Annotated in this window: 23 protein-coding genes and 1 pseudogene; 6 read left to right on the top strand and 18 right to left on the bottom strand. The window is 63.5% G+C overall.

The window, feature by feature from the left end; all coding sequences use genetic code 11:
* Positions 1 to 3 precede the first annotated feature (3 nt).
* Together ACFSCT_RS13935 and ACFSCT_RS13930 are read right to left on the bottom strand one after the other, a co-directional pair.
* The gene (locus ACFSCT_RS13935) at positions 4 to 477 is read right to left on the bottom strand and encodes a GNAT family N-acetyltransferase (protein ID WP_379143689.1); all 474 of its coding nucleotides are present in this window, start codon (positions 475 to 477) and stop codon (positions 4 to 6) included.
* 41 nt (positions 478 to 518) lie between these two features.
* Positions 519 to 830: an ETC complex I subunit gene (locus tag ACFSCT_RS13930; RefSeq protein ID WP_379143687.1), complete on the bottom strand. Its 312-nt coding sequence runs from the start codon at positions 828 to 830 to the stop codon at positions 519 to 521.
* Between the two features lie 156 nt (positions 831 to 986).
* Between ACFSCT_RS13930 and ACFSCT_RS13925 the strand changes: the two genes are divergently transcribed.
* The 4 genes from ACFSCT_RS13925 to ACFSCT_RS13910 all read left to right on the top strand — a co-directional run bounded on the left by ACFSCT_RS13925 (position 987) and on the right by ACFSCT_RS13910 (position 5,683).
* Positions 987 to 1,577: a superoxide dismutase family protein gene (locus ACFSCT_RS13925; RefSeq protein ID WP_379143685.1), complete on the top strand. Its 591-nt coding sequence runs from the start codon at positions 987 to 989 to the stop codon at positions 1,575 to 1,577.
* Positions 1,578 to 1,669: 92 nt separating this feature from the next.
* Positions 1,670 to 2,890 (top strand): hypothetical protein, encoded by a 1,221-nt coding sequence (locus ACFSCT_RS13920; RefSeq protein WP_379143683.1) that lies wholly within the window; start codon positions 1,670 to 1,672, stop codon positions 2,888 to 2,890.
* Positions 2,891 to 2,949: 59 nt separating this feature from the next.
* The gene (gene uvrB / locus ACFSCT_RS13915; RefSeq protein WP_379143681.1) at positions 2,950 to 5,139 is read left to right on the top strand and encodes an excinuclease ABC subunit UvrB; all 2,190 of its coding nucleotides are present in this window, start codon (positions 2,950 to 2,952) and stop codon (positions 5,137 to 5,139) included.
* Positions 5,140 to 5,206: 67 nt separating this feature from the next.
* Positions 5,207 to 5,683 carry an anthrone oxygenase family protein gene (locus tag ACFSCT_RS13910; RefSeq protein WP_379143679.1) on the top strand — a complete coding sequence of 159 codons (477 nt, stop codon included), beginning with the start codon at positions 5,207 to 5,209 and terminating at the stop codon, positions 5,681 to 5,683.
* Between the two features lie 72 nt (positions 5,684 to 5,755).
* Here the strand turns inward: ACFSCT_RS13910 and ACFSCT_RS13905 are convergent, their stop codons facing one another.
* Entirely contained in the window at positions 5,756 to 6,040 is a 285-nt protein-coding gene (locus ACFSCT_RS13905; protein WP_379143677.1) for an I78 family peptidase inhibitor, read from the bottom strand.
* 143 nt (positions 6,041 to 6,183) lie between these two features.
* On the opposite strand from ACFSCT_RS13905, the gene ACFSCT_RS13900 reads away from it, so the two are divergent.
* On the top strand, positions 6,184 to 6,483 hold the full coding sequence (locus ACFSCT_RS13900; RefSeq protein ID WP_379143675.1) for a hypothetical protein: 300 nt from the start codon (positions 6,184 to 6,186) through the stop codon (positions 6,481 to 6,483).
* On the opposite strand, the gene ACFSCT_RS13895 is transcribed toward ACFSCT_RS13900, so the two are convergent.
* The 13 genes and pseudogenes from ACFSCT_RS13895 to ACFSCT_RS13835 form a co-directional block, all read right to left on the bottom strand.
* On the bottom strand, positions 6,480 to 7,523 hold the full coding sequence (locus tag ACFSCT_RS13895) for a hypothetical protein (protein ID WP_379143673.1): 1,044 nt from the start codon (positions 7,521 to 7,523) through the stop codon (positions 6,480 to 6,482). The two genes, ACFSCT_RS13900 and ACFSCT_RS13895, sit on opposite strands and share 4 nt — an antisense overlap.
* Positions 7,520 to 8,092: a transferrin-binding protein-like solute binding protein gene (locus tag ACFSCT_RS13890; RefSeq protein WP_379143671.1), complete on the bottom strand. Its 573-nt coding sequence runs from the start codon at positions 8,090 to 8,092 to the stop codon at positions 7,520 to 7,522. Before ACFSCT_RS13890 ends, ACFSCT_RS13895 begins: the two co-directional genes overlap by 4 nt.
* Before the next feature lie 101 nt (positions 8,093 to 8,193).
* Entirely contained in the window at positions 8,194 to 8,769 is a 576-nt protein-coding gene (locus ACFSCT_RS13885) for a transferrin-binding protein-like solute binding protein (RefSeq protein ID WP_379143669.1), read from the bottom strand.
* A gap of 101 nt (positions 8,770 to 8,870) precedes the next feature.
* Positions 8,871 to 9,455, bottom strand: a complete 585-nt coding sequence (locus ACFSCT_RS13880) for a transferrin-binding protein-like solute binding protein (RefSeq protein WP_379143667.1) — start codon at positions 9,453 to 9,455, stop codon at positions 8,871 to 8,873.
* A gap of 142 nt (positions 9,456 to 9,597) precedes the next feature.
* Positions 9,598 to 12,044, bottom strand: a pseudogene (locus tag ACFSCT_RS13875) (GcvT family protein).
* A gap of 54 nt (positions 12,045 to 12,098) precedes the next feature.
* Positions 12,099 to 14,108, bottom strand: a complete 2,010-nt coding sequence (locus ACFSCT_RS13870) for a putative 2-aminoethylphosphonate ABC transporter permease subunit (protein ID WP_379143665.1) — start codon at positions 14,106 to 14,108, stop codon at positions 12,099 to 12,101.
* 3 nt (positions 14,109 to 14,111) lie between these two features.
* On the bottom strand, positions 14,112 to 15,212 hold the full coding sequence (locus ACFSCT_RS13865) for a putative 2-aminoethylphosphonate ABC transporter ATP-binding protein (RefSeq protein ID WP_379143663.1): 1,101 nt from the start codon (positions 15,210 to 15,212) through the stop codon (positions 14,112 to 14,114).
* A gap of 85 nt (positions 15,213 to 15,297) precedes the next feature.
* Entirely contained in the window at positions 15,298 to 16,317 is a 1,020-nt protein-coding gene (locus ACFSCT_RS13860; RefSeq protein ID WP_379143661.1) for a putative 2-aminoethylphosphonate ABC transporter substrate-binding protein, read from the bottom strand.
* Positions 16,318 to 16,527: 210 nt separating this feature from the next.
* Entirely contained in the window at positions 16,528 to 17,364 is an 837-nt protein-coding gene (locus ACFSCT_RS13855) for an EamA family transporter (RefSeq protein ID WP_379143659.1), read from the bottom strand.
* An 89-nt stretch (positions 17,365 to 17,453) separates the two neighbouring features.
* The gene (gene phnY, locus ACFSCT_RS13850; protein WP_379143657.1) at positions 17,454 to 18,917 is read right to left on the bottom strand and encodes a phosphonoacetaldehyde dehydrogenase; all 1,464 of its coding nucleotides are present in this window, start codon (positions 18,915 to 18,917) and stop codon (positions 17,454 to 17,456) included.
* Positions 18,914 to 20,164: a phosphonoacetate hydrolase gene (gene phnA / locus ACFSCT_RS13845; RefSeq protein ID WP_379143655.1), complete on the bottom strand. Its 1,251-nt coding sequence runs from the start codon at positions 20,162 to 20,164 to the stop codon at positions 18,914 to 18,916. The genes phnY and phnA overlap by 4 nt, the downstream gene beginning before the upstream one ends.
* A gap of 24 nt (positions 20,165 to 20,188) precedes the next feature.
* Entirely contained in the window at positions 20,189 to 21,385 is a 1,197-nt protein-coding gene (locus ACFSCT_RS13840) for a 2-aminoethylphosphonate--pyruvate transaminase (RefSeq protein ID WP_379143653.1), read from the bottom strand.
* 71 nt (positions 21,386 to 21,456) lie between these two features.
* Complete coding sequence (locus ACFSCT_RS13835; RefSeq protein ID WP_379143651.1) at positions 21,457 to 23,139, bottom strand: Na/Pi cotransporter family protein; 1,683 nt, start codon at positions 23,137 to 23,139, stop codon at positions 21,457 to 21,459.
* 102 nt (positions 23,140 to 23,241) lie between these two features.
* Between ACFSCT_RS13835 and ACFSCT_RS13830 the strand changes: the two genes are divergently transcribed.
* Positions 23,242 to 24,114, top strand: a complete 873-nt coding sequence (locus tag ACFSCT_RS13830; RefSeq protein ID WP_379143649.1) for a LysR substrate-binding domain-containing protein — start codon at positions 23,242 to 23,244, stop codon at positions 24,112 to 24,114.
* A 50-nt stretch (positions 24,115 to 24,164) separates the two neighbouring features.
* Here ACFSCT_RS13830 and parA read toward each other — a convergent pair whose 3' ends face one another.
* The gene (gene parA, locus ACFSCT_RS13825) at positions 24,165 to 24,806 is read right to left on the bottom strand and encodes a ParA family partition ATPase (protein WP_379143647.1); all 642 of its coding nucleotides are present in this window, start codon (positions 24,804 to 24,806) and stop codon (positions 24,165 to 24,167) included.
* A gap of 81 nt (positions 24,807 to 24,887) precedes the next feature.
* Complete coding sequence (locus ACFSCT_RS13820; RefSeq protein ID WP_379143645.1) at positions 24,888 to 25,211, bottom strand: antibiotic biosynthesis monooxygenase family protein; 324 nt, start codon at positions 25,209 to 25,211, stop codon at positions 24,888 to 24,890.
* Between the last annotated feature and the right edge of the window lie 30 nt (positions 25,212 to 25,241).

Genomic DNA, 25,241 nt, shown 5'->3' with positions numbered 1-25,241 from the left:
GCCTTACAGCGCGCGGGTCATGAAAACGCTGTTCGGGTCCTCAACATAACCGGCGAACGGCCCGCATTCCTGAAAGCCGGCACGCAGATACAGCTGCCGTGCGGGCTCGAAAATCGGCTCGGAGCCGGTTTCAAGGCTTAACCGTCCCATCCCCTCAGCCCGGGCATGGGCGAGCAGATGTTCGACAATGCGGCGCGCATATCCGCGCCCCCGCGCCTCGGTCAGAATATGCATCGACTTGATTTCGCCATGTCCGGCGTCCAGCCGTTTGACCGCCCCCATGCCGACCGGGTGCCCATCCTCGCGCAACACGAAAAACGCGATGTCCGGATCGGCAAGCTGCCCGGCGTCCAGCATATGAATGCTTTCGGGCGGGGTTTCGGCGTGCATGTCCTGCGTGTGGCGCCGATGCAAAAGCGCCAGATCGGCGCCCAGAGGCGATTCACGCGCAATGACAATGGTGTTGCTGATCGACATCGCCGGAACCGTGCCGTCCCCCGTCCAAACGGCTCGCGGCCCTAATGGGTCCAGGGCGCGCGGCGGTCGGTGGCGAAATTCTCGCCATAGCCGCGGGGGCGGATGTTCAACGCGCGCTTCTGCGGCTCGATCACGGTATAGGGGATGTGACGCTCGCGCGCGTAATCCTCGGCCGATTTGCGGTCGTCAAAGCGCAACCGCACCTGGCTTTGCGTATCGTCCGAGCTGGTCCAGCCCATCAGCGGATCAATCTCGCGGGAATCGGATTGCGCGAATTCCAGCACCCATTGACGGGTGCGGGCGGTGCCCGATTGCATGGCGTTGCGGGCGGGCTGATAAATCCGGGCGCGCATGGCTGATCTTTCCCCTTTGATCCTTGCCGATCTTATCAGCCATCGGGGGCGCCGGATCAAGGCCCCGCTTGAATCCGGAACCATCCCGTTCAGGTCACGTTCGGTCTGATACACCACGGCCATCCACGGCCGGGCGCGCAACGAAAGGGTTCTTTCATGCAACGCTTCTTCGCGACGACCAAAGCCATACCGCAGCCGGGGCACAGGGCGCGACCGAGTGGCGCCTGGGTTGCGGGCGCGCTGTTATTCCTGGCCGCGGCGGTCACCGCGCTGCCCGGCCACGCGCAGGACGCGCCGGCCGCGGCACCCCCCGTCACCGCGCAGCTTGTCACCGCCGACGGCACGGCGATGGGCATGGTTTCCGTGGCCGACACTGCTTCGGGCATGGCGCTTGTGACGCTGAACCTGTCCGGCGTCCCGGAGGGCGTCCACGGCGCCCATATTCACGAGACGGGGACATGCGACGGGCCGGATTTCAAATCCGCCGGCGGTCATCTGGCCGGGGGGCGCGCGCATGGGGTGATGGATGCCCAAGGCCCGCATCAGGGTGATTTACCCAATGTCCACGCGCCGGCAACCGGTACGGTGATGGTCGAATATTTCGTCCCGAATCTGCCCGCCGATGTGCTGACCGATGCCGATGGCGCGGCATTCATCCTGCATGCGGGCGCCGATGATTACGCCGGCCAGCCCGCCGGTAACGCGGGCGACCGGCTGGCCTGCGGGGTTTTTGCCCCGGCCGGCTAAGAAGGCGTTTATTTAGCGATTGCCAAAGCCCCAAGCCCGGGCAAAGCTCAGGCCCCGTAAGCTGAGCCATCGTCCCGGTTACAGGTATGTTCATGTTGGGGTTTCCCGCGCGCGCGGCGTTCACATGTACCGCTTTTGCCGCCTTTGCGGCTTTTCCGGCGACGGCAGAGATGCGCCAGTTCAGCAACTCGATCTTCGTGGTGCCCCCGGGGTGGGAGGTGCTGAAACGCACGCCGGAGTTTCAGCTTCTGTCCCCCGACGACGATCAGCCCTGCGGGAACTGCTATTTCTATATCGGCCGTTCGCAACCCGCCTCGGGGCAATTGCGGGACTTCATCGAGGCCAACCCGCGCCTGTTTCTTGACGATGACGATGAGAGCGTCAAATCGTTGGGCCCCGTCGAGGAGGGGAATGAGGCCGGCTATCCCTTTGCCATGAAAGGGCTGAAAGTCGATGGCGATCTGATGGTTCTGGCCGGCTATCAGGTCGGCGACCGTTTCCAGCCGATCGGGTTTCGCGGCGACATGGATGATGCGGAACAGATCAAGCAATCCGCCGACGGCTTCAAGTCCTTCCTGTCCGGCCTGCTTCTCACCACCCGCTATGTCAGCAACGGCGCGCCGCCCCTGATGCCCCGTGCGCAACCGGGGCCACTGAACGGCGCCTATTTCGGGACCTGGATGCAAAGCTCGCTGGGTATGGACATGATGATGCGGATGGATGCCCGCTCGCATCTGTTGGTGTTCTGGCCGAACGGTTATTACCATGACGGATCGCCGCCCAATGGCCTGACCCCGCCCGACCCGGCGACGCTGCGCGAACCGACGGACACCGATTACGGGACCTATACTGTCGCGGGAAATCAGGTGACGCTGGCCATGGCCGACGGCACGTTCGACACGCTGACGATCGAGGACGGGGCGCTGAACGACGGGCGGGCCACGCTTTACCCCGTGGAGCCCCTGCCCGATGGCAGCACCATGGCGGGCAGTATCTCTTGGTTCTATTACAGCGGGTTTTCCCCGGCTGTCGGCTCAGGCGGGGTCCACAGCAGCTCGGTGACCGTGTTCCGCAAGGACGGCACCTATGGCGGCGAATCCTCTGGCGGGGCAAGTGCCGGTTTCACCGACGGCGCCGGCAATTCCACCGGCGGCTTTACCGCCAGCAACAGCAGCAGCGACGCCGGCCGCTACGAGATCAGGAACGGCCTGCTGACGCGCTATCCGGCGGATGGTTCGGAACCGACCGCCCGGCTGGTGTTCAAACGGGGCGATGAGATCATAATCGGCGAGGATGTGCTGAATACGGACTGACGCGCCCTTGCATCCGGGCGGCGAATGGCCAGATTGGAAACCGGAACAAAGGTGAAACCGTGGCCCATAACAACACCAACGCCCCCATCGCCCGATTCCCCGAAGTGACCCGTCCCAAACTGGAAGGTGGCCGGCGTTTCGTGATGAAATCGGAATTCGCCCCCGCCGGCGACCAGCCCACCGCGATCGCCGAACTGGCGGCCGGGGTGAATGAGGGTGAGCGTGATCAGGTATTGCTGGGCGCGACCGGCACCGGCAAGACCTATACCATGGCCAAGGTGATCGAGGACACGCAGCGCCCCGCCATCATCCTTGCCCCGAACAAGACCCTTGCCGCGCAGCTTTATGGCGAGTTCAAGGGCTTCTTCCCCGACAACGCCGTCGAGTATTTCGTCAGCTATTACGACTATTACCAGCCCGAGGCCTATGTGCCCCGCAGCGATACCTATATCGAGAAGGAATCGCAGATCAACGAGGCCATCGACCGGATGCGCCACTCGGCCACGCGGGCGCTGCTGGAACGCGATGATGTGATCATCGTCGCCTCGGTGTCCTGCATCTATGGCATCGGCTCGGTCGAGACCTATTCGGCGATGACCCAGGACATGGTCGTCGGCCAATCCTATGACCAGCGCGGCTTTCTGTCCGAGCTGGTGGCACAGCAATACCGCCGGCTTGACGCCGCCTTTCAGCGCGGCGGTTTCCGCGTGCGCGGGGATGTGGTCGAGGTCTGGCCCGCCCACCTTGAAGACCGCGCATGGCGGTTTTCCTTCTTCGGGAATGAGCTGGAAAGCATCACCGAATTCGACCCGCTGACGGGCCAGAAAACCGACAATTTCAAGCAGATCCGCATCTATGCGAACAGCCACTATGTGACCCCGCGCCCGACGCTTCAGCAGGCGATCAAGGGCATCAAGGCCGAACTTGCGACCCGGCTGAAGCAGCTTGAGGCCGAGGGCAAGCTGCTGGAGGCGCAGCGGCTGGAGCAGCGGACGAATTTCGACCTCGAGATGCTGGAGGCGACGGGAACCTGTAACGGGATCGAGAATTACTCGCGCTATCTGACCGGCCGGGCGCCGGGCGAGCCACCGCCGACGCTGTTCGAGTTCATCCCCGACAACGCCATCGTCTTTGCCGATGAATCCCACGTCTCGGTGCCGCAGATCGGCGGCATGTATCGCGGCGACTTCCGGCGCAAGTTCACACTGGCCGAGCATGGCTTCCGCCTGCCCTCCTGCATGGACAACCGGCCGCTGAAGTTCGAGGAATGGGACGCGATGCGCCCGCAGTCGATCTTTGTCAGCGCCACGCCCAAGGAATGGGAGTTGGACCAGACCGGCGGGGTGTTCACCGAACAGGTCATCCGCCCGACCGGCCTTCTGGATCCGCAGGTCGAGATCCGGCCCGTCGAAATGCAGGTCGACGATCTGCTGGACGAGGTGCGCCGCGTCACCGCCGCCGGGTATCGCACGCTGGTCACCACGCTGACCAAGCGCATGGCCGAGGATCTGACCGAATATCTGCACGAACAGGGCATCAAGATCCGCTATATGCACAGCGACATCGACACGCTGGAGCGGATCGAGATCCTGCGCGACCTGCGGCTTGGGGCCTTTGACGTGCTGGTCGGCATCAACCTGCTGCGCGAGGGGCTGGATATCCCCGAATGCGGGCTGGTCGCAATCCTGGACGCCGACAAGGAAGGCTTCCTGCGGTCGGAAACCTCGCTGATCCAGACCATCGGCCGAGCGGCGCGGAACGCCGATGGCCGGGTGATCCTTTATGCCGACCGCATGACCGGCAGCATGGAACGCGCCATCGCCGAGACCGACCGTCGCCGCGCCAAGCAACAGGCCTATAACGACGCCCATGGCATCACGCCGCAGACCGTGCGCAAGAACGTCGAGGACGTGCTGGCCGGGCTGTGGCAGGGCGATACCGATCAGGCCCGCATCACCACGCGGGTGGAAAAACCCATGGTCGGCGCCAATCTGGCCGCCCATCTGGACGCGCTGCGCGCCCAGATGCGCAAGGCGGCCGAAAACCTCGAGTTCGAGGACGCAGCACGGCTGCGCGACGAGGTCAAGCGTCTGGAAGCGGTCGAGCTTGCGGTCGCCGACGATCCGCTGGCCCGCCAGTCCGCGATCGAAGAGGCCGCCGAGGCGGCGGTGAAATCCTCGGGCCGGTCGACCGCCGGGCGGGCGGGACAGCGCGGCGGCAACAAACGTTCCAGGCGCCGCCGCGACTGATTCCGCCGCGGCTGGCCTTTCGCCCGGATCAGGGGCACCATGAACCGTATTCAGTCAAGAGGTTCATATGCTTATGATCATGCCGCTGCTGTCATTGCTGTTCACCGGCGCGATATTCGGATTTTTCTTCGCTTGGGTCTGTTCGACCATGTGGGGACTGGACGCGACCGATCCGGCCGTCGCGATTCAGGCGATGCAGGCCATGAACGCCTCGGTTCTCAATCTGGTGTTCGCGACGGTGTTTTTCGGCACGCCGGTCGTGCTGGCGCTGACCGCTTTCGTGGTCAGGGCGCAAAGCGGAACGGCGGCGCTGGCGTTTCTTGCCGCCGCGCTGGTCTATGGGCTGGGCGGGCTGGTTCTGACCATGGCCGTCAACGTGCCGATGAATCAGGCCTTGGCCGCCATCCCCGTGCCCGCTGATCCGGCCGAGGCGAAACGGATATGGACCGAATTTTCGGGTCGCTGGCAGTTCTGGAACCAGATCCGCACAGTCGCCTCGGGTCTGGCGCTGCTGCTGGCGGGTTGGGCCACGCTTCAGCTTTGATCGGCGGAAGGCGCGGCGCGGCGGAACGCCGCCGGGACGGGCAGCGTGCCGCCCGCCCCCGCGCATTTCATCTTATCCGCAGGTCACTTTGACCAGTTTGCCGGTGCGGTCATATTCAAAGTTCACCCGCGCCGGGTTCAGGTCCATCGTGACCGGATCGCCGGTGCGATAGTGCCGGAACTCGGTACCCGCCGGCAGACTGATCGCCGGGGATTTCTGGCCGACATACTGCTGATACGCCGCCGCGTTACAATCGGCGGGCGGCGTTACCACGACGGTTGTGGTATCCGCCGGCTGACAGGCGGTAAGCAGCGTTACCGCGCCAAGGGCCGCGGGGATTGCCAGTTTCATGCGCATCTCGTTTCCTCCTTTTTACCGGCTGTTGCCGGGACTGTTGGCATAACGCCAACCGAGGCCTGCGGGTTTCCCACGGCTTTGTGTTCGAACCGCCCGCAAGTGCCCGACGTTTCTGACAAAACCAACCGAAAGGGACCGTGGATATGAGACTTGGTATAACCGTTCTTGCCGTTTCATTCGTCACCGTGACGCCGGCGCTGGCCTCGTCGGATGATGCCTGGGCCGCGTTTCAGGCCGAGGTTGATCAGGCCTGCCGCGATCTGGTGCAGGATCCGGGCGACATCGCGATCGAGGTGAATCCTTTCGGATCCGAAAATTTCGGCGCCGCGATCGTGACCCTGACCCCGCAAGAGGGCGATCCGGACCGGATGATCTGCATCTATGACAAAAAAGAGAAGAAGGCCGAGTTGACCGCGCCCTTCGCCCCGGTCGAGCTTGATTAAAACCGCCAGTTGGCGAAGCTGAAATCAAGCGACGCCGTGGTTTCGTCGAATACGTCGACGCTGGAATCGGTCTGGCGCAGTTGCAGCGTCGCTGTCACATCGCGCCAGACCTGCCGCTGAACGCTGACACCGACGATCCGGTCGGTCCGGTCAAAGCCGAAGATCTGCGCCCCCTTTGTCCACTGAACATCGATGCCGATCACCGTGGGCTGGTCCCGGATCGGTCGTGCAAGGCGCAGGTTCACGCCGCGGACCGATGTGTTCTGACCCGGAATTTCCTCGCCCCACATCGCGCCCATGCGCAGCGCCCCGATCTGCGGCAGCGCGCCCTCCCACGACAGGTCGACCGAGGTCTTGGAATAGGCCGGCCGTTCGGTCAGGCGCAGCCCGCCGCTGATCTCGTGATCCGCGCCGGCGGCCGAAAAATCATTGGTCAGACCAAGACTGAACTGCCGCTCGTCAACCTCTTCGCCGTCGTTGCGGTTGATGTGGAAATAGGCGGCGCAGGCGTCGGCCCAGGTCCAGCCGCCCAGCCAGTTCGTGGCGCAGACCGACAGATCGGCGTTGACCCGGGTCAGGTCATGCGCCGGCAGATAGCGCAGGCCGACTTCGGTCGCGGCGGTGATCGTGCTGCCCTGCGCATAGGACCAGACCGCCGCCCCGCCGGCACGCAAGCCCACCACGCCCCCGCCCTTGGCCCGGTCCTCGGGGGCGACCACGAAGGTCAACCCGCCCAGCTTGATCGTGCGGCCCGGGATCTTGTCGTTGAAGTTGGATTCGTAGGTCAGGATGGGTCGCGCGAACCAGTCCTTGCCCAGAAACTCGATCCCGGCCTTGTGGTCCACGCCCATCAGATGCGCGCGCCCCGCGATATATTCCTCGGATCCGGGGGGCGCGGCTCGGGTCACGGAATACAGCGACAGCCGCTGCGAAGCCGCGCCCAATGCGGCCTGCCACGGCTGGGTCAGATCCTCGGCGGATGCGGCGGCGGCAACGCCAACCACGGCGGCAACGCCCGCCAGCGCACCGCCAAGCCTCACTGTGTGGTCTGAACTTGGATATAGACCGACTTCTTGCCGACCTTGCCGGTCCCGGAGCCATAGAGCGACTCGGCCCCGGTGCCCTTGAAGCCGCCGCCAAAGGTGGTGCCGATGGCCGCGGTCTCTTGTCCCGGAACCTTCATGACACCACTGGTCAAGCCCGAGATCCGGTTGCCGACGATGCGGCCCGATACATTCATCGTCCCGGAAACCTTGCCATAGCCGTTGCGGCCCTTGAAGTTGTCCAGCTTGCCGGTCACCGATGACGAGCCGAAATCGGCGGTCAGCTTCGCCTCGCCCACCGCGTCCATGTCGCGGAAACTGGCGCGGTTTTTGTTGTCGTTGTCGACATCGACGCCGACCACGCCGCGATAGCCGGCCTTGCCCGAGGTCGGCATGTTCGCAAGCGCCGTCGCGGGCGTGCCCTCGTACCGGTAAAGGATCTTGTCGCCGCTGCGCGCGATATCGGCAAAGCTGGGGCCGTCATTGCGGCCCCCGCCGCCGCCGCCACCGCAGGCCGAAAGCCCGGTGATCACGGTGATTGCCAAAATACTCGTTGCTCTGATCATGTGCCTGTGCCCTTGCTTCTTGTTCTGGTTGGGCCATACATACCGCACCAGACGCGGCGGGCAAGAACACAGCTTCGTCAGAAGGCATCAAGCCGCCGGCGTTATTGCTTTTCGGTCAGCACCACCACCGAGACCGGCAACCGCCGCGAGCCGCTGACCGCGGTCCCGTCGCCCAAGGCTGCGAAGGCGCCGGCTTTCTTGCCACCGAATGAACCGACCATATCGGTGTTCGTGGTGAAACTTTCGCCATTCACCACCAGTTGCCCCGTGGTCCTGCCACCAACCTTCGGGCCGATGATCCTGCCGTTCAGGTCGATATTGCCGCTGATATTCGCCTTTCTCGGGTCGCCTTTGATCTGGCTGATCCGCCCCGCGACGGTCGAATTGGCGAAATTCGCGCTCAGCCGCGCCTCGCCGATCCCTTCGGTTTCCGACCCATTGGCATTTTCCAGCGCCACAGCCCCGATACCCTTATATGTTGCCGTGCCCGAGGTCGGCATATTCCGCGCCTGGGTTTCCTTCATGCTGCCCAGTTTTCTGTCCAGACGGTCGGCATCCGACCTCAGTTCCGCAAAGCTGCGGCTTGGCGTGTTGGAAGAGCCGCCGCCACTGCTGCCGCCACAGGCCGAAAGCCCGGTGATCACCATGATTGCCAAAATACTCGTTGCTCTGATCATATGCTTGTGCCCTTGCGTCTTGTTGTGAGGGGACCATACATACCGCACCAGACGCGACGGACAAGAACAAAGCTTCGCCAAAAGGCCTTAAGCAGTTGGTGTTATTGCTTTTCGGTGGCAACCACGATCGCGACCGGCGTGCGGCGCGCAGCACTGACCGCGGTGCCTTCGCCAAGGGCGCCGAAAGCCCCGGCGGTATTTCCCGCGAATGTCCCGACCAAATTGGTGTTGGTGGTGAAGGCCTCACCGTTGACCGTCAGCTTGCCCGAGGTTGTTCCAATGACCGTCTGCCTCGAGATCGTGCCGTTCAGGCCGATTTCGCCGCTGACCGCTGCGCCCCTTGGATCCGACTTGATCTGATTGATCCGGCCCGAGATGGTCGATCTGGCGAAATCCGCATCCACGCGCGCCTCACCCAGCCCTGCGGTTGACGTGCCGTCAGTATTGCGAATGGCCACACCGCCGATGCCGGTGTATCTGGCCGTGCCGGCAGTCGGCATATTTTCAACCGGCGTCGCCTGCAATCGCTTGAATTTTGCACTCAGCCGATTGGTCTCGGCGGTCAGTTCGGCAAAGCTGCGCTGCGGAGGCACCACTACCCCATTATCGCCCCCGCTGCTGCCGCCGCCGCACGCGGCAAGGGTCGTAACAAACGCAAACGCTGATAAAATCTTGACCCCTGGCAAATCCCTGATCCTTTGATGGGTTTATTTTTGGGGAATATCCAGCAAGTGAACAAAGCTGACAAGCCATTTCCTCGCCACAGAAAGATAAGCGGCACGAAAAAAGCCGCGCGATCACGGGCGACCATCTCGTCGGACCGGCCTATTATTTCATCCGCTCGGATTTCGGATCATAGGCCGGGCGCATATGCGCGGATGCAGCCAGCCGCGCGCCGGCCAGGTCTATTTCCCAGGTGCCGCTGCTTATGAAATCGGCACCGACGCCATCGTCGCAATGGACCAGACCCAACCCGACCGAGCGGCCCAGCCGGTAGCCGTAGAAAGCCGACCGCAATTCCCCCACCGTGGTGCCGTCACGCAGGACCGCCTCGCCGCCCCAAAGCACGGGTTCAGGGTCGTTCAGGGTGAATTGCACGATGCGCCGGCTTGGCGCGGCGCCCGTGGATCGTGCCGCGATCAGCCCCTGCCGGCCGATGAAATCGGGCTTTTGCATCGCCACGGCAAAGCCAAGCCCGGCCTCATGGGGGGTGATGTCCGGCGTCAGTTCCCGCGACCATGCGCGATAGCCCTTTTCCAGCCGCATGGATTCGATGGCGTAATAGCCGGCATCGGTCAGGCCAAGATCGGCGCCTTTCGCATCCAGCAGGTCATAGATCCCGGCGGCCATTTCCGTGGGCACGATCAGTTCCCACCCCAGTTCGCCGACATAGCTCATCCGGTGGGCAAAGCCGGTGCCATAGCCAAGGTCGATCTCGCGCACGGCACCGAACGGAAAGCCGCCGTCCGAAAGATCCTCGGGGGTCAGGGCGACAGCACGGCGCGCGATTGCGGCCCCATGACGGCGATCACCGCATAGCCCGAGGTGACATCGGTCACCATCACATGCGCGTCGGGCGACAGGTTGCGGTTGATCCAGTCCATGTCCCGCACCGGCTGGGCCGAGCCGGTGATCAGCAGGAACCGGTCCTGCGCCTGCCGCAACACGGTCAGGTCGCTTTCATAACCGCCGCGTTCGTTCAGCATCCCGGTATAGACCGAGCGGCCGGGGGGCACGTCCACATCCGCCGAGCAGATCCGGTTCAGTTCCCGCGCCGCATCGCGCCCCTGCACCAACAGTTTGCCGAACGAGCTCTGGTCAAAGACCGCCGCGGCGTCGCGTGTGGCCTGCACCTCGCGCGCGACGGAGTCATGCCAGTTCTGGCGGCCAAAACCGTAGCCGGTCCGGGTCGGGCGGTCGGCCCCGGCGAACCAGTTCACCCGGTCCCAACCCATCTTCGAGCCAAAGCTGCCCCCCTTGGCGGCAAGCCGGTCATGCAGCGGCGAGCGTCGCAGCGGTCGCGCCGTATCAAGCTCGCGGTTCGGCCATGGCATGGCATAATGCAGACCCAGTGTTTCCTTGACCCGGTCATGCAGCCACGCGCCATTGTTGTTGAACCGGGCAAAGCGGCGGATGTCGACCGGCCACAGGTCCATGGTCGGGGCACCGTTCACGATCCACTCGGCCAAGGCCCGCCCGGCCCCGCCGGCGCTGGCGATACCCATCGAGTTGAACCCCGCACCGACGAAGAAATTCCGCAATTCGGGCGCCTCGCCCAGAATGAAATTATTGTCGGGGGTGAAACTTTCCGGGCCGTTATAGAATTTGCGGATCTCGGTATTGGCCAGCGCCGGCACGCGGATGAGCGCGTTTTCCATCAGGATCTCGAACTGATCCCAATCGTCGGGCAAAAGCGAGAATTGAAAGTCATCGGGAATGCCGTTCATGCCCCATGGCTTCGCCTCGGGCTCAAAGCCGCCCATGACCAGCCCGCCGACCTCTTCCTTGAAATAGATATAACCGTCGGGATCACGCAAGACCGGCAGCTCGGGGTGCACGCCCTCGATCTTGCCGGTCACGACATACATATGCTCGGCCGAATGCAGCGGGACGGCGACGCCGCACATCTGACCGATCTTGCGCGCCCATTGCCCGGCGCAGTTCACCACGATTTCGGCGGCGATATCGCCTTGCGCGGTCTGAACCCCGCAAGCGCGGCCATCCCTGACCGTGATCCCGGTCACCCGGATGTTTTCAAGGATCCGTGCGCCGCGGCTGCGGGCGCCTTTGGCCAGCGATTGGGTCAGGTCGGTCGGATTGGCCTTGCCGTCGCCCGGCAGCCAGACCGCCCCTTTCAGGTCCGCGCTATCCATGACCGGCCACATGTCCCGCGCCTCGGTGGCCGATATGACCTCGACCTCGACGTTCTGCGCCCGCGCCGAGGCAGCCGTGCGCCGCAGCACGGTCATCCGGTCGTCGCAGCGCGCCACCGAGATCGAGCCGCAGTTCTTCCAGCCGGTGGCCAGCCCGGTTTCGGCCTCGAGCCCGGCATAAAGCTCGGTCGAATAGCGGACCAGGCCGGTCATGCCGGCGCTGCTGCGCAACTGTCCCACCAGCCCGGCGGCATGCCATGTCGTGCCGCTGGAAAGCTGGCCCTGCTCCAGCAGGACGACATCGGTCCAACCGAGCTTGGTCAGGTGATAGGCGACGGAACAACCGACGATCCCGCCGCCTATGATGACGGCGCGGGCGTGTGAGGGCAGGGTCTGGGTCATGATCTTTCCGGTTTCAGCTACGGACCGGGCCAGGCCGGCCGGCGGGTTCATGTCTCAGCGCCGTCGCCATGCCTGCGTCCGGCGCAGGATCCGGCGCGACAAGAGCGCATGCAGCAGGCGGGCGGCGACATTGGTGTAGAAGATCATCATGCCCATGGCCGCCGCCGGTGCGATGTCGCCCGCGTCATCCATGTTCAGCACCGCGATCGAGGCCAGCGCCGTGTGGGTCGAATAGATGAACACCACCGCCGAGACGGTCGTCATCGCATTGACGAACAGATAGATCATGATGTCGAGAATGGCCGGCAGGCAGATCGGCACCGTCACCCGGGCAAAGACCCGGTAGAACGGCTGCCGCAGCGACCCGGCGACCGGCTCGAACTCGGGGTCGATCTGTTTCAGCGCGGTCAGGGCTGTCAGGTGGCCGACCGTATAGAAATGCGTGATGGTCGAAATCACCAGAATCGTCATGGTGCCGTAGATCGCGTTCAGCGGATTGGCCGGGTTGTTGAAAAAGAAGATATAGGACAGGCCAAGCACCATCCCCGGCACCGCCATCGGCAGCATGGCGAGAAACTGGAACGCGGCGCGACCGACCGCGAAGCCGTCCAGCTTTTCGACCATATAGGCGCCGGTGAATACGATGACCGTGCCGATGACCGCCGTCAGCGACGCCAGCCGGATCGAGTTCCAATATGCCCCCCAGCCGCCGCCATCCATGCGGTCGAAGGCGAAGTTCCTCAGGCTCAGCGACAGGTCATAGGGCCAGAATTTGACCATCGCGGCCAATTGGCAGGTCCCGATGATGGCAAGGATGAACAGCGCCACCAGCGCACACCAGCCGAAACACAGCCTGTCGAAGCCCGCGCGCGGCCGTGGCTGATAGGGTACCGATTTCGACGACAGCAGCGACACCTGCCGCCGCTGGACATAGCGGTCGATCAGAAAGGCCAGCACCGCCGGCACCAGCAGCACCACCGAAACGACCGCCCCCATCTCGAAATTCTGCTGGCCGATCACCTGCTTGTAGATGTCGATCGCCAGCACGTTGAACTGGCCGCCGATGACTTTCGGCAGGCCGAAATCGGTGATCACCAGCGTGAAAGTGACGAATGCCGCCGAGATCAGCCCATAGCGCGCGCCCGGTATGGTCACGGTCCAGAACGTGCGCCAGCGCGAGGCACGCAGCGCCTCGGCCGCCTCGTATTGGCGCTGGTCGGAAATCGACAGCGCCGTCGATATGATGATCAGCGCATGCGGGAAGGTGAAGAAAACCGATCCGATCACGATCCCAAGCGGGCCATAGATCGAGTGCCCCATCAAAAGCCCGCTCAGCATCCCCTGCTTGCCGAAAAGGTAGATCAGCGCGATGCCCGGCAACAGCGACGGCACAAGGATCGGCATCATCGCGATCATTTTCATCGGCCCTTTGAGCCGCATGCAACTGCGGTTCAGCGCAAAGGCAAATCCAAAGGCGGCAAGCACGGTGAACAGCGTGCTGATCGTCGCGATGGTCAGCGAGTTCACGATCGACCGCGACAGGGCGGGATTGCCGAAATAGGCGGCATAGTTCTGAAATCCCGCCGTCGCGACCGGCCGCAGGCTGACCCGGCGAAAGCTGTTGCTGTCGTATTCCTGCCAGTCGGTCGAGCTGACCGGATCCAGCCCGACAAGCCATTGCGCGTCGGGCTTGGCGGCCCTTAACCGATAGACGACCGGGCTGCGAAAACTGAAATCCGGAAACAGATCGACGACCGGAATCCGCCCCTCGGCCGAGCTGCGCAGATCGGCCGGCGCGAACCGCTGCAATTGCGCGTTCAGCGCGGCGGCGGTGACGGGCGGGGCGAAGTTCCGGCCGGTCTCGTCGCTGACCTGAAGCTCATAGGCGTCCAGATCGAAGCCGTAGGTGACGAAGGACCGCGACAGCATCGTGTAAAGCGGCAGCGCAAGGGTGATGACAAGGTAAAGCGCGATCACCGCCATGAAGGCGCGTTTGATCCAGCCGTCCGCATCCAGTCGCAGCGAGACCGCGCGCCCCGCGGGAAGTGCTTGCGTCACCGCCATCACTCAACCCGCCTGCGCGAAGATCAGAACCCGGTCCGGCGGCAGTTCGACCGTCAGGTCATCGCCCTGATGCAGGTCGAACCGCCGCACCGCATTCATCGAGAAATTCGCCAGAAGCGGCGTATCGCCAAGCTCGGCGCTGCGCAGATGCATGCGCCAGAACGAGCCGAGGAACTCCATCCCGGTGACCTGCGCGGCCAGATGGTTCGGCCGCTTCACCGCGTCATGGCCGGTCGAATGCGGCAGCACATCCTCGGGGCGGATCGCCATCATCACATCGGCGCCGTCCCGGTGGCCTGCGGTCCTTGTGTGCAGCACGCTGCCGCCAATGGTCACCGCGCCATCGCTGTAACGGCAGCGGATGCGGTTGGTCTCGCCAATGAAATCGGCCACGAACAACGAGGCGGGATCGCGGTATATCTCGGTCGGGGTGCCGATCTGTTCGATCACGCCGTGGTTCATCACCACGATACGGTCGGCCATCGCCAGCGCCTCTTCCTGATCGTGGGTGACCATGATGGTGGTGACGCCCAGCTTGCGCTGAAGCTCTTTCATCTCATGGCGCAGATGGACGCGGACCTTTGCGTCCAGCGCCGAAAGCGGCTCGTCCAGCAAGAGAAGCCCGGGGCTGATCGCGATGGCGCGGGCAAGCGCCACGCGCTGCTGCTGGCCCCCGGAAAGCTGTGCGGGGTATTTGTCCGCGTGATCCGCGAGCCCGACCAAAGCCAGAAGCTCGGCGACGCGGGTGGCGATTTCCGCCCTTGGGCGGCCGGTGTTTTCCAGCCCGAAGGCGATGTTCCGCGTCACCGTCAGGTTCGGAAACAGCGCATAGGACTGAAAAACGATGCCGTAATCCCGGCGCGAGGCCGGCAATCTGGAAATATCCCGGCCATCCTGATGGATCGTGCCGCGCGACTGCGGGTCAAGCCCCGCAATGGCGCGCAGAAGCGTGGTCTTTCCGCATCCGGACGGCCCCAGAAAGCAGATGAATTCACCCCGCGCGACGTCCAGCGAGATATTCCGCAAGGCGACGAAATCCCCGAAGGATTTCCACAGGTCCGAGATTTCCAGATAGCTGTCGGGTTTGACGGGGGCGCTTGGCATCAGGGATCCGGTCCTAATATTCATGTCGCACGTCCATTGGTTGCGGGCGCCCGCTGGTTCAGCGCGGCGCCCTTTTTGCTGCCGATCAGGATTTGGGTTCGCTTTTGCTTTCGTAACGCTTCGACCATTCCGACAGGATCTTGTCGCGGTTGGTCGCGGCCCATTCGAAATCGTTGTCGATCATCTTTTCCGTGACATCCTTGGGATAGTTCGGAATATCGGCGACGACGCCGGGCAGTGCGACCACCGCATAACCTTCGGCATATTGCGCCATGGCCGCCGGCGAGACCGACCAGTCCTCCAGCTTCTGCGCGGCCTCGAGATTGGCGGTGCCGGCCATGATGCCGACCGCTTCCATGTCCCAGCCCAGCCCTTCGGTCGGCGTGATGACCTCGATCGGCGCGCCTTCGGATTTGGACTGGGCGCCACGGAACGCGAATGAGATGCCGACGACCGTTTCGCCCGCCGCCGCCATCTTGCAGGGCTTTGACCCCGAATGGGTATAGCTTGCGATATTGGCGTGCAGCCGGTCCATGAAGTCCCAGCCCTTTTCCTCGCCAAAGGTCTGAAGCCATGCCGATACGTCAAGAAAGCCGGTTCCCGACGACGCCGGATTCGGCATCACGACATGGCCCGCATATTCGGGCTTGGTCAGATCTTCCCAGGTCTTGGGCGCGGTCAGGCCCAGCTTTTCGCCCTCGACCGTATTATAGCAGATCGCCGCGATCCAGGCGTCCAGCCCGACCCAGGACGGCGGCGTATCGGCGTCGTAGAAACGCTTGTCCAGCTTATCCAGACCAGCCGGGGCATAGGGTTCCAGCATGCCTTCGGATTTCAGCACCAAAAGCGACGACGCGGCCAACCCCCAGACCGCATCGGCCTGCGGGTTGTTTTTCTCGGCCAGCAGCTTTGCCGTGACCACGCCGGTCGAATCGCGGACCCAGTTGATCTTGATATCGGGATAATCCTTGTTGAAGGCCGCCGCATAGCGTTCCAGCAGATCGGCCTCGAACGCGGTATAGACCGTCAGCTCGGTCTCTGCCCGCGCGGATAGGGCGCCCAGCACCAGAAAGGTCGTGGCCGCCAGCATGGATTTCAGTTTCATCTTCGCTTCCCCGCTTTTCATAAGCCAGATGGTTTTTTGAACGGCACCGCAAAGGCGGCGTTGATCTGGTCGTTAACGACGGCGCGATCACCAAGACGACGATTCCCCACAGGGCGATCGGCCGGATTACTCAAAATGTGCGGAAGCGTTATAATAAGTAAAATCTATAATTTTTATGACAGCATAAGGCAGCACGATGGTTTTTTCAGCTCAAGCCAGTGCCAGCGCCATCACCCCGGCCCCGACGATCGCAGCAGCCAGAAGCCGGCCGGCCACCGGTCTTTCGCGGAAAAAGACGATGCCGATCAGGGCGGCGAAAATGACGCTTGATTCGCGCACGGCGGACACGGCGCCCAGCGGTGCGATGGTCTTGACATAAAGCACGATCGCATAGGCCGACACGGCGCATATGCCGCCGAACAGGCCCCATGACAGCGTGCGTGCGCTGAACCCGCGCCCCTTTCGGCGCCGCGCGATCGCGATCGCCAGCGGCACCGGAAATTCCAGAAGGTACAGCCAGCCGATATAGCCGAAAACGCTGTCCGCGCGGCGCACGCCGATGCCGTCCGCCACGGAATAGGCCGCGATCAGGACGCCCAGATAGATCGCCAACAGCACCGCCTGCCCCGACGCATGCGCCGCGCCCCTTTGCAGCGCCAGCAGCCCCACGCCCAGCGACACAAGCGCGATGCCGAACCATCCCGCCGGCGGCAGAACCTCTCCGATCAGCACCACCGCCGAAAGCGCGACCAGCGCCGGCGCCAACCCGCGCGAGATCGGATAGACCTGGCTCAGGTCGCCATGCGCATATGACCGGAACAGCAGGATGTAATAGCCGTAATGCAACGTCGCCGAGATCGCGATCATCGGCCAGCTTGGTATCGACGGCGCGGGCATGGTCAGGACCAGTATCAGCCCGAAAACCGCATGGGTCGCCGATACCGCCGCAAGCACGCCGGCCCGGTCGTCGACCGCCTTGACCAGCGCGTTCCACGTCGCATGAAGCAGCGCCGCGAACAGGACAAGGCTTAGCGGCAACAGGCTCATCCGGCACCTGAAATGCGCGTGGACCAGGCCGAGGCACCTGCCCCGGCCCGGACGATGACGGCTTGTGGATGCGGGCGGCTAGGGGTCAATCACGGCCATGGAAGCGAGAAGGTTTTGACGTTGGTGAAACTTTTCATCGCCTCGATCACGCCTTCCTTATAGCCGTTGCCGCTGTCCTTGATACCGCCAAAGGGCGACATCTCGATCCGATAGCCCGGAACCTCCCAGATGTTCACGGTGCCCACGACCAGCCCGCGGATGTAATGCTGCATGCGGCGGAAATCATTGGTGCAGACCCCCGAGGACAAGCCGAACTGGGTCGCGTTCGAGATCCTCATCGTCTCGGCATCGTCATCGGGCACGCGAATGACGGGGATGACGGGGCCGAAGGTTTCCTCCATCACCAACTCGCTTTCATGGGGAACGTGATCCACCACGATCGGCGGCAAAAGCGCCCCCTGCCGGCCGGGATGATACAGGATCTTCGCGCCCTGCCCCTCGGCCTCGATGACCCGGCGCTCGAACGTCTCGGCGGCGTTTTCGCTGACCACGCAACCAAGTTCCGTCTTGGGGTCCATCGGATCGCCGAAACTGAGCGCGCGGGCCCGTTCCAGCACCAGCGGCACAAAGCGGTCGGCGACCGATTCCTGTACCAGAATGCGCTTTACCGCCGTGCAGCGCTGGCCCGAGTTCTTGGTCGCGCCGGCCACCGCCAGATCGGCCGCCTTGGCCAGATCGGCATCGCTCAGATCGTTGCAGATGATCAGCGGGTCATTGCCGCCAAGCTCCAGCACCTGCCGCTTGTAGACCGCCTTCTGCGCGATCAGCTTTCCGACCGGCACGCCCCCGGTAAAGGTGATCAGATCGAAATCGGGATTGGTGATCATCTCGTCGCCGATATCGGCGGGCAGCCCGGTCACGACCGACAACATCTCGGGCGGCAACCCGGCCTCATACAGCGCGTCGGCCAGCCAGATCGCGGTCAGGGGCGTCAGTTCGGTCGGCTTCACCACGATGCAGTTGTTGGTCGCGATCGCGGGCGCGATCTTGTGACTGACCATGTTCAGCGGGTGGTTGAAGGGCGTGATCGCCGAGATCGCCCGCAACGGCTCGCGGGTGGTGAAAATCTTGCGCTGCTTGCCATGCGGGGTCAGATCACACGAGAATATCTCGCCGTCGTCGTGAATGCACATCTGCCCGGCGAGCGTATAGACATCATAGGCGCGACCGCATTCATACAGCGCGTCGGCCAGCGAAATGCCCAGTTCGGCGGTGATGATCGGCGCAAGCTCGGCCTTGCGGTCGTTGATGATCTTTGCCGTGTTCAGCAGGATCTGCTGACGCTGATAGCGGGTCAGCGTCGGCTGATAGGCGCAGGCGATCGCAAAAGCCTCGGCCGCGTGTTCGGCGGTCCCGGCGGGCACCGATCCGATCACCTCGCCCGTCCACGGGTATTGAACCGGGATCCGGTCCTTGCTGTCCACCTTGCGGCCGGCGATGCGCATCGCTTCGTGCCGGGTCTGGATCGGAGGGGTCTTTTTCAGCATGTTCATACCGCCGCCGCTGTGCAGGCATAAAGGAAGGCGTCAAAGTTGCGCAGCTCGGGCTGCGCGGGCAGCGCGATCCTGCGATTGACGATGAAGGGCACCTCTTGTTCCGTCAAGCCGCCGTGGCTGCGCAGCGGCTCGTTCAGCGCGGCCAGATCATGCCGGTCGGCGCTGGTGCCCAGGGTCATGTTCTCGCCCGAGATCATCACGATATCGCCGATCCGGTCGGGGGGAAGCTCGAACCGCCGCACGGCTTCGTCGCGGTCCACGACCAGCATCATGCCCGGCACTTCCGACAGCCAAGCGATGATCCCGGCCTGGTCCGCAGCGTCGGGCAGATAGGCGGTCGCAAAGGATCCAAGCGCGCCGTGATGGACTACGTAAGGGTCGGTGATGGGCAGGATCACCCGCGCGGCATCCTTGCCCAGACGCTGGTCCAGCAGGTCCTGCACATAGATCACCGCGGGACTGCCATCGGCAAGATGCTTGGGCTTCATCCCGTGGTCGGCGGTCACCACGATCGCCGCGCCAAGGGCATCTAGCTGCGCAAGATAGCCGTCGAACATCTTGTAGAAGCTTTGCGCCTGCGGATCTTCGGGGGCGTATTTATGCTGCACGTAATCGGTCGTGGTCAGATACATCACATCCGGTTTCCATTCCGCCAGCAGCTTGACCCCGGCGGCGAACACGAACTCGGACAGGTCGGCCGAATAAACCTCGGGGACCGGGCGTCCCAGCCATGCGCTGGCGTTCTCGATCCCGTTTTCGGCAACCGTCGTTCCGTCCGATTTCTCCGAGGAAAAGCAGATCGCCCGGTCCTGATCGAAGCGCAGACCGGCGCCCAGCAGGGCGCGCAGCTTATCCTTGGCGGTGACCACCGCGACCCGCGCCCCGGCATCGTAAAAGCGGCTGAAGATCGTCGGCGCGCGCAGGAAGCGCGGGTCGTTCATCATCACTTCCTTGCCGGTTTCGCGTTCGTACAGATAGTTGCCGCAGATCCCGTGCACGGCCGGCGGGCGGCCGGTGGCGATGGACAGGTTGTTGGGGTTGGTGAAGGACGGAATGACCGAATGCGCCAGCCGGTCGGTCCCGGTTTCGCGCATCCGTTTCAGCGTCGGCATCAAGCCCTGCGCGATGGCGACATCAAGATAGGCGGGCTCGCAACCGTCCAGACAGATCGCGATGGCCGGAACCTTGGGCCAGGGATAGGGGCGGTCGTTGACCACGACGGGTGTGCGGGAAGGGGCGTTCATGTCGGTTTCCGTTCGTTGAATAGGTCAGGCGGCGAGCTTGGCGCGCTCGGCGATGGCGGCGGCGGGGGGCGCGGCACTGTCGACCCCCATTTCCGCAAGCGATTGCGCCGCGGCGGTGACGACGCGCCGCATCACATGTTCGTCCATGCGTCCGATGCAGCCGATGCGGAAGCTGTCCACCACGGTCAGCTTGCCGGGATAGATGATGAAACCCTTGGATTTCATCAATTGATAGAACCGTTGAAAGTCGAAATTCGGATGGGCCGGGTTGAAGAAGGTCACGATGATCGGCGACAGCCAGCGGTCGGCCAGCAACGTCTCGAACCCCAGATCGCGCATCCCGGCCACCATCACATCGCGGTTCAGCGCATATCGGGCGCCGCGACCGGCAACGCCGCCCTCGGCGGCATGCAGACGCAATGCCTCAAGGAAGGCGGCGACGACATGGGTCGGCGGGGTATAGCGCCACTGGCCGGTCCTGACCATCGTGGCCCATTGCGCATGAGCGTCAAGGCTTAGCGAATGGGCGTTGCCCTTGGCGGCTTCCAGCGCCGATTTGCGGGCGATCACGAAGCCAAAGCCGGGCACGCCCTCGATGCATTTATTGGCCGATGAAACCATGGCGTCATAGCCGATCTGACCGGCGTCCAGCGGAACCGCGCCGAACGCGCTCATGGAATCGACCAGCAGCTTGCGGCCGCGCGCGTGGACCGCCTGCGCGATCTCGGCCACCGGGTTGAGAATGCCGGACGAGGTTTCGCAATGAATGGCGATGACGTGGGTTATCGCGGGATCGGCATCAAGCGCCCGACCCACCTCATCCCCGCGCGGCGGCAGATAGTCGCCCTTGTCGATCAGCGTATGGGCGCGCCCCATCACCCGCAGCGTCTCCGCCGCGCGCAGACCGTACGCGCCGTTGGCCAGCACCAGAACCTTGCCGTCGCGCGGCACCATCGTGCCCAGCATCGCCTCGACCGCGAACGAGCCCGAGCCCTGCATGGGCACGCAAACCAGTTCGCCCGCGGCGCCGCCGGCCAAAGCGACCAGTTGATTGCATAGTGATCTGGTCATCGCGCGGAAATCGTCGTCCCATGACCCCCAGTCCTTCAGCATCGCTTCCTTGACGCTGAAAGCCGTGGTCAAAGGGCCGGGCGTCAGCAGGTAAGGCTCGCCCATCTTGGGGTCGGGCATGGGAAATGCGGCATTCGTCATTTCGGTCATGATCCTTTGCAACCGAAGGTCTGCCGGCAAAATCTCATGTGAAGTTACATATGTAAAATCGATAATATAAATCAGATCATAAATTTCTGCGATGCGTCATCATCCCCGGCCAGCCGGCTTTCCAGCAGATCCCCACGTTCGGCCAGGATCGGATAGGCGACCTTGACCAACAGCGAGTTGATCTCTTTCAGCGACCGCACCACCTCCAGATGGATGTCGCTGGTCTCGACGCTTTCCGCATGCCCCTGCCGCAGCCGGGCAAGATGCTTGTCGTGGCTGTCCCGCTCCATCCGCCGCAGGACGGATTTTTCGGAAACCAGCTGACGGGCGGTGTCGGGGTCGCTGGATACCAGCACGTTCAGCGCCATGTGCAGGTTGCTGACCACACGGGCGTGAATCGTGCTCAGTTCAGCCCAGCCCTCGTTCGAGAATTGCAGCTTGCGCCGCGCCTTTTCATCGGCCTGATTCATCAGGTTCTTGGCGATCAGGTCGCCGATCGCCTCGAAATCAATCGCCATCGACGCAAGCTCCAGCCCGCGCTGCGCCTCTTCGGGGGTCAACTCGCCCCGGTTCACCTCGGCGATGAACAGCTTGATGTCGGTATGGCGGTGGTTGACCTCATCATCCATGGCCCGCAACCGAAGGATCTGCTTGGGATCGCCGCCGTCCAGCATGTTCAGCGCCGGGCGCAGCATCGCCTCGACCGCCTCGCCCATCCGCAAAAGCTCTCGCCGGGCGCTGGCCAGCGCAAGCCGGGGCTGGTTGACGGTATTGCGGTCCAGCGCGCTGTGATAGGCGGCGCCGATCTCGGCGTCGTCATCGGCGACCGGCCACAGCCGCGCCGTCAGCCGCTCGACCACGCCGACGAAGGGCAGCGCAAAAACCAGAAGGCTCAGATTGAACAGCACATGGAAGTTGACGAGCTGCACCCCGCCCCCGTCGCCGAGGTATTGAAGGGGCGACGGAACGAATTGCAGCAGAACCAGCCAGATCACCGCGGCGATGCCACGGAAGATCAGGTTGCCAAGCGGAATGTGCCGCGCCGGAAGCCCCGCCCCCCGGGTCAGCCAGACCGCGACGATCGCGCCGCCAAGGTTCGCGCCCAGCACCATCGGTGCCGCCGCCTCGACCGGAAGAAACCCGCTGGCCGCGAATTGGACCAGCAGCAACAGCGTCGCGACCGAGGAATGCAGCAGCCACGCCAGAATCGCCGCCGAGACGAAGGCCGTCAACTGATCGCCCCGCAGATAGTTCGCGATCTGCGGCAGAACGGCGCTTTCACGCAGCGGCTCGGTCGCCTCGCCGATCATGCGCAGCGACAAAAGGACAAAGGCGATGCCCAGCGCCACCCGGCCGACCTGACGCCATGTGCGATTCTCGACTTTCAGAAACAGCGTCGCGCCGACCAGAATCAGGATCGGAACCAACTCGCCCAGGTCAAAGGACAAAAGTTTCACGACCAGCGCCGACCCGAAATCGGCGCCCAGCAAGGCGGCGATACCGGCCCCCGCGCCGATGATCCCCGATGCGGCAAAGCCGACCGCAAGGATTCCGACCGCCGTCGCGCTTTGCAAAACCACGGCCAGCATCGTCCCGACGGTCGCCATGCCGGCGACACCGCCCCGCGCGCGCCGCAGCGCCCCGGCCAGCGAGGCGCCCCATGCCCGTTCCACCCCGGTCCGCACCATGCGAACGGCCCACAACAGCAACATCACGGCGGCGGCTAGGTTCAGCAGGATCAGAAGCGGATGCATGTGTCAGGCCTTTTTCTTATTGGCGCAACAGTCAGCCTCATTGCGCATCATAAATCAAATCGTTAGTTTTGATCATACCATCACTTTTATTTCGGGGCACCGATGCGATATGTCCAGTTGCGCGCATTTCATTATGTCGCGATCTGCGGCGGTTTTTCCCGTGCCGCCGAGGAATTGCTTCTGACACAGCCTGCCATTTCGGATCAGGTCCGCAAGCTGGAAGCCGAGTATGATGTATTGTTATTCAACCGCATGCGCAAACAGGTGACACTGACCAGCGCCGGCGAACAGCTTTTGCAGATCACCCGGCGCTTGTTCGACAACGAGCAAGAGGCCGTCGGGCTGCTGTCGGAAAGCCGCGCGCTTCAATCGGGCAACCTGCGTATCGTGGCCGACAGCGCCCATCACCTGCTGCACATCCTGTCGACCTTTCGTCGGCGCTATCCCGGGGTGCGGATCTCGGTCAGGGCGGGGAATACCGAAACCGTCGTCACCAGCCTTTACAATTATGAGGCCGATCTGGGAATTCTGGGCGAACTGCCGACGCTGAACAACTTTGACTGCCTGCGCCTCAGCGCCTCGCCCATCATCGCCTTTGTGGCCGTCACGCATGAGCTGGCGAACCGGCAGCGGATGACCCTGCCCGAGCTTGCCGACCATGCGCTGGTCCTGCGTGAGCGTGGGTCAAAGACCCGGACCAAGCTGGAAATGGCCGCCCGCGCCGCCGGTGTCGAGTTGCAACCGGCGATCGAGGCCGAGGGGCGCGAAGCGGTGCGCGAAATCGTCGCCTCGGGCGGCGGCGTCGGCTTCGTTTCGATGGCGGAATTCGGCGTCGACCCGCGTCTGGTCCCGATCAGGCTGGCACCGGACGATCAGCTGATCATGGATGAGGCGCTAATCTGTCTGCAAGAACGCCGCAGCTCCAAACTGGTGCAGGCGGTGTTCGATATCGCCCGCGGCGGCATCCAGACCTGAGCCTCCGGCAAGCTGAGGCCAATCGGTTGACGGCAGTCAATTTACGCCAGTCAATTTACCGCGGCCAGAACCTCGTCGGTCAGCGCGTCGATCTCGTCCCGGGCGGGGCCGGACCTTGCGCGCTCGATCACACCCAGACCCTGCCCCAGCGTCTCGGCATAGGCGACGCGGTTCGACAGATGCGCGCCGGCGACCGAAGCCTCCAGCTCGGCGGCGGCTTCGGCCACTTCGACGGCAAGTCGCGTGCCCGGGCGGGTGCGGTTCATCACGATCATCGCGCCACGCTTTTCGCGCCGGGTCAGGTCCAGAACCCCCTCGGTCGCCCACAGATCGACATGGCTTGTCGCCACCGGCACCATGACCAGATCGGCGACGCGCAAGGCCGGGCGCAGATCGGAATCGATCTTGGGCGGCGTGTCGATCAGCACGAAATCATAGTTTTTCTTCAGCTTTTCGCCCTCGTAAGAGGCGCCCCATGCCGACGAGGTCGAAAATTCCAGCGCCTCGTCCTGATCGGTGTCGGGCCGTTCGCGCCGTTCCATGAACCAACGGCCCAAGGATCCCTGCGGATCGGTGTCGATCAGGGCGACCGAATAGCCGCGCGCCAAAAGCGATATGGCCAGATTGACGGTCAGCGTGGTTTTGCCCGACCCGCCCTTTTGCTGCGCTACGGTGATTATGCGACCTGCCATGATCCTGCCCCCGAACCGTCGACGATTAACGACTATCGGCAATTCGCCGCAGATGCACGCGCATTTTCTGCAATTGCAGCGTCAGGCGGGAAATTCCGCCGTGACATCATACATCACCGGCTCGAAGCTTTTGCAGAGGCTTGAGATATGGCGGTTCCGGTCGCGCATTTCCTGATTGCGCAGCATCGCCTGATAATCGCCGCGCCCGGCCCATTGGGAATAGGTGCAGATGCGCGTATGGGCGTCGTTCATATGCATCCACGCCGAAACAAAGCCCGGCTGCTTGCTGATGACATCGCGATACGCGTCCTCCAGCGCCTCCAGCAGATCCTGGGCGGTGCCGGGGGTTACTTCAAACGTGCAGATGATGGTCTGACCGTCGAAATCGGTCGAAATGCTGGACATGTCCGGGTCCCTCCCCCCGGCATGCTGCCA

It is taken from the genome of Paracoccus pacificus (genome assembly GCF_042680785.1).
Classification (GTDB): Bacteria; Pseudomonadota; Alphaproteobacteria; order Rhodobacterales; family Rhodobacteraceae; genus Paracoccus; species Paracoccus pacificus.
This window is presented reverse-complemented; position numbering and strand designations above follow the sequence as displayed.

Coding starts and splice junctions, on each gene's coding strand:
- ACFSCT_RS13935 (WP_379143689.1), bottom strand. CDS start 477: ATGTCGATCAGCAACACCATTGTCATTGCGCGTGAATCGCCTCTGGGC.
- ACFSCT_RS13930 (WP_379143687.1), bottom strand. CDS start 830: ATGCGCGCCCGGATTTATCAGCCCGCCCGCAACGCCATGCAATCGGGC.
- ACFSCT_RS13925 (WP_379143685.1), top strand. CDS start 987: ATGCAACGCTTCTTCGCGACGACCAAAGCCATACCGCAGCCGGGGCAC.
- ACFSCT_RS13920 (WP_379143683.1), top strand. CDS start 1,670: ATGTTGGGGTTTCCCGCGCGCGCGGCGTTCACATGTACCGCTTTTGCC.
- ACFSCT_RS13910 (WP_379143679.1), top strand. CDS start 5,207: ATGCTTATGATCATGCCGCTGCTGTCATTGCTGTTCACCGGCGCGATA.
- ACFSCT_RS13905 (WP_379143677.1), bottom strand. CDS start 6,040: ATGCGCATGAAACTGGCAATCCCCGCGGCCCTTGGCGCGGTAACGCTG.
- ACFSCT_RS13900 (WP_379143675.1), top strand. CDS start 6,184: ATGAGACTTGGTATAACCGTTCTTGCCGTTTCATTCGTCACCGTGACG.
- ACFSCT_RS13890 (WP_379143671.1), bottom strand. CDS start 8,092: ATGATCAGAGCAACGAGTATTTTGGCAATCACCGTGATCACCGGGCTT.
- ACFSCT_RS13885 (WP_379143669.1), bottom strand. CDS start 8,769: ATGATCAGAGCAACGAGTATTTTGGCAATCATGGTGATCACCGGGCTT.
- ACFSCT_RS13870 (WP_379143665.1), bottom strand. CDS start 14,108: ATGGCGGTGACGCAAGCACTTCCCGCGGGGCGCGCGGTCTCGCTGCGA.
- ACFSCT_RS13865 (WP_379143663.1), bottom strand. CDS start 15,212: ATGCCAAGCGCCCCCGTCAAACCCGACAGCTATCTGGAAATCTCGGAC.
- ACFSCT_RS13860 (WP_379143661.1), bottom strand. CDS start 16,317: ATGAAACTGAAATCCATGCTGGCGGCCACGACCTTTCTGGTGCTGGGC.
- ACFSCT_RS13855 (WP_379143659.1), bottom strand. CDS start 17,364: ATGAGCCTGTTGCCGCTAAGCCTTGTCCTGTTCGCGGCGCTGCTTCAT.
- phnY (WP_379143657.1), bottom strand. CDS start 18,917: ATGAACATGCTGAAAAAGACCCCTCCGATCCAGACCCGGCACGAAGCG.
- phnA (WP_379143655.1), bottom strand. CDS start 20,164: ATGAACGCCCCTTCCCGCACACCCGTCGTGGTCAACGACCGCCCCTAT.
- ACFSCT_RS13840 (WP_379143653.1), bottom strand. CDS start 21,385: ATGACCGAAATGACGAATGCCGCATTTCCCATGCCCGACCCCAAGATG.
- ACFSCT_RS13835 (WP_379143651.1), bottom strand. CDS start 23,139: ATGCATCCGCTTCTGATCCTGCTGAACCTAGCCGCCGCCGTGATGTTG.
- ACFSCT_RS13830 (WP_379143649.1), top strand. CDS start 23,242: ATGCGATATGTCCAGTTGCGCGCATTTCATTATGTCGCGATCTGCGGC.
- parA (WP_379143647.1), bottom strand. CDS start 24,806: ATGGCAGGTCGCATAATCACCGTAGCGCAGCAAAAGGGCGGGTCGGGC.
- ACFSCT_RS13820 (WP_379143645.1), bottom strand. CDS start 25,211: ATGTCCAGCATTTCGACCGATTTCGACGGTCAGACCATCATCTGCACG.